This is a genomic window from Bacteroides sp. 1_1_30 (assembly GCF_020982715.1).
Classification (GTDB): Bacteria; Bacteroidota; Bacteroidia; order Bacteroidales; family Bacteroidaceae; genus Bacteroides; species Bacteroides xylanisolvens.
The window spans coordinates 1-3,008 of sequence record NZ_JAJKHN010000178.1; the positions used below are offsets into that span (position 1 = coordinate 1).

General features: G+C 45.2%; 3 protein-coding genes. All 3 read right to left on the reverse strand.

Going from position 1 to position 3,008, the window contains the following annotated elements; all coding sequences use genetic code 11:
- Positions 1–260: 260 nt before the first annotated feature.
- Genes LPH68_RS25880 through LPH68_RS25890 form a run of 3 tightly spaced genes read right to left on the reverse strand, consistent with a single transcriptional unit; the run spans position 261 to position 2,772 of the window.
- Positions 261–1,025: a metallophosphoesterase gene (locus LPH68_RS25880; protein ID WP_048696401.1), complete on the reverse strand. Its 765-nt coding sequence runs from the start codon at positions 1,023–1,025 to the stop codon at positions 261–263.
- Entirely contained in the window at positions 1,025–1,804 is a 780-nt protein-coding gene (locus tag LPH68_RS25885; RefSeq protein WP_048696399.1) for a hypothetical protein, read from the reverse strand. Before LPH68_RS25885 ends, LPH68_RS25880 begins: the two co-directional genes overlap by 1 nt.
- Entirely contained in the window at positions 1,798–2,772 is a 975-nt protein-coding gene (locus LPH68_RS25890; protein WP_181980441.1) for a hypothetical protein, read from the reverse strand. Before LPH68_RS25890 ends, LPH68_RS25885 begins: the two co-directional genes overlap by 7 nt.
- Positions 2,773–3,008 lie beyond the last annotated feature (236 nt).

Sequence of the window (3,008 nt, forward strand, 5' to 3'; positions counted from 1 at the left end):
ATACTTTTCATCAGGGGGCGGCTCAGGTTCTATCATGTCACCGGAGAGCAGGGAGGCACTGCCGGGGCGCCATCCTGTCTGATCTCCTTTAACGGGGAAAATACCGCCGCCCTGAAAATGTGCGGTATCGAAGGGAAATTGGTAGCTCCCCGATTTTTATGATCATTCCCTGATCGGGTATACTGAAATTGGCCTGTCTGTCGGAAACGTAATTCCGGCGGACAGGCCGTCTGGTATATCAGGAACGTTACAAGCCCGGGCTATATGGAAATATGCGCTTCCCTGTCAAAGGACAGGTGCTCATTGCCGGACACATATCCCAATTGGTTACAGATACATCGGGTATGGCCGATAACCTTGTTTATATTACGGTGGGAATGACCGTAAATCCAGTATTCAATCGGACTGTCTGCAATAAAGTCCTCCAGATCGACAGTAAAGGCCCCGTTTAGCGGACTTCCCCTGAATTCCGCAGCCATCAACTCGAATGACGGCACATGGTGCGTGGCGACAATGATATGTCCGGCCGTACTCTGCATTACGCCCTGTTTTAAAAAACGAAGACAACGTGAATGCTCGTCATTGAATCTTGTATAATCCAACGGCTCACTGCCATGGCGTATCCTGCGGAAATCAGTGATGGCACTTTCCGTCGCATAGGCATCCTGCAACGGAATATGGGACCAGAGTGTGGTAGCAATCAGGTCGGTATCTTCATTTAATGAAATAACGGAGTTGTAGTGGCAGGTGATGTTTTCCCTGATTTTGAGCGACCAGCCGTTATACAGTTTGTCAATGTCGAACATTTTATAAAACTCGTGGTTGCCGGGGATCACTATGACCTCTCTGTAATTTTCGGAAGCCCAGTCCCAAAACGGATGTCTGGAATAGTTCTCGTCACCGATATATCCAATGTCACCGGCAAGCACAAGCACTTCTCCGGAAACAGACAACGGATCGTCCCTCAAGAGGCGACTGTTCTCCCTGAATTCAAGATGAAGGTCGGAAGCATATTGAATTTTCATTATTGCGTTATAAAATTATCCTTGAGTTGTTTCAACAATTGTTCCGCCGTAACGTCTTTCAGTCCGGCTGATTTGAAAAAGTCCGCATTGGGCAGTTCGTCCTTAACACTCCCGCAGAATCCGTCAATGTCTTTCTTGAGAGTGTCGGGTACCGTATGGATATCTGCCGGAGAAAGCATTGCAGCCAGTCTGAACACATCTTTCTTATGTTTGGCAATATGCCTGCTGTCCACCTGCTCTCCATTGTCCTTTCGTCCGAGCATTTCCAGATAAGCCTTGCATTTCAGACAGATAAGGCTTTCAATATTGGCAATATGCACTCCGTATTCCAGTCTGCTGTGGGCAATTGTAAAATTGTAATAATCATCATCCATCAGAATGGCGGACAGGCTCGACAAGTCCTCGTCAACCGGAACCGGTGTGATATGGGCATCCTCCGGGAAATTGACAAGTCCGGGATTTCTGGAAAAAAGTTCCACCTGATAGGGGAATTCCGGGGCCGAGGGCTCCTTGAACCTGTAATATTCATGCCGCTGTTCCCCTTCGCCCGTTCCTTTGTTCCGACTCACATATCCGGCGACTTTTACGAACTCCCAAAATTTAGCGACAAAATCTGAAGACAGGGCTTCCACTATCAGAATAATGTCTATGTCCTTGGTCGCCCTCGGATTCTGTGCATATATTTCCTCATGCACTTCGCAGGCGGTACCTCCGATAATGACATAGTTGTCTTCGTAACCTGCAAAAAATTCTTTGAATTTCTCTATACCTCTTACCATTGCATATTATTTATCATGTTCTCCAATTCTATTTGAATCCTTTCGTCCCCGATATCTTTCATGGACAGGAATAAAGACAGCTTGTCCACTATTCCATTGTCCTGTAACAGTTTCGGATTGTAACGCCATATTTCAATACGGTTCTCTCCATATTCCTTGTCTGTCCGGAACTGCAACCTGCGGAACTCTTCTTTCGAAACCGCATAGCTGCCGTTCCTTTCCCTGTTGAGCATTGAATATTCCGACAGGGCATTCACGCCGCTTATGGAAAGAGTGTCATCCGGGCGGATATCCGTATACACCACCCGTTCGACGGGGTTCGCCAAAAACGGCAGCGCCCTGTCCCATAGTTCATGTTTTGCGGATTTGAATTCCAGACTCTTTGTCTTAATCCCGGACAAAGTTACGATTTCTTTTTCCTCCAACCATCTGACCGCCCGGTTTGCATTGGCATAAGAGACTTTAAACAGGTCTGCAATCTCATAAGTACCCTTGCCGGCAAGGGAATTTACTTCCAGATGATAAAGGATGGCACATTGGGCTATTGCCGGTATTTGTGTCCCTTTTTCTTCTTTGGGAGCCTTTTGGGGTTTCAGGTCAATCAGTAAATCCGGTATAAACATCTGTCTTGGCGGTATAATGAAATTTACGCGTTGTCTGACAAGGCGTTGTATGTTATAAGACGCCATCATGTCAAATACAAATATTACCGGATGCCGGACCTTCCGCTCGACCAGTTCTTTCTGCCTCTGTATTTGCCCCGGCGTATATGCGGAACTGTCCGTGCTGCATAAAAGAAAGACTTCCCGGCCCAGCAGGTTTGCCATATAAAAATGGTATCCGGCGGTTATATTGACCGGGAACATATTCAGGACCTCTCTTCCAATGGGTGCAATATCAACCTTCAAATCAAACGTTTCGTTGATATATTGGCTTGTTTTATGTATATAATCATTTGATTTGCACATAATCATTTATATTTGATGATGTGCAAATATAGTGATTATATTTTGTTTTACAAATAAATATAATGTATTATCTGTTTTTATTCTCTGAAGATTTGTTTTAAACGGGCTCTTGCCCAGAAATGCAGTGTTACGATCAGCCGGTAGTTTCATCATATTATATATGGATAATAAAACCCTATGTTTGGTCCATACCGGATAAAATGTATGCCCATATAATCTTTTCACCGTTCTTTGCC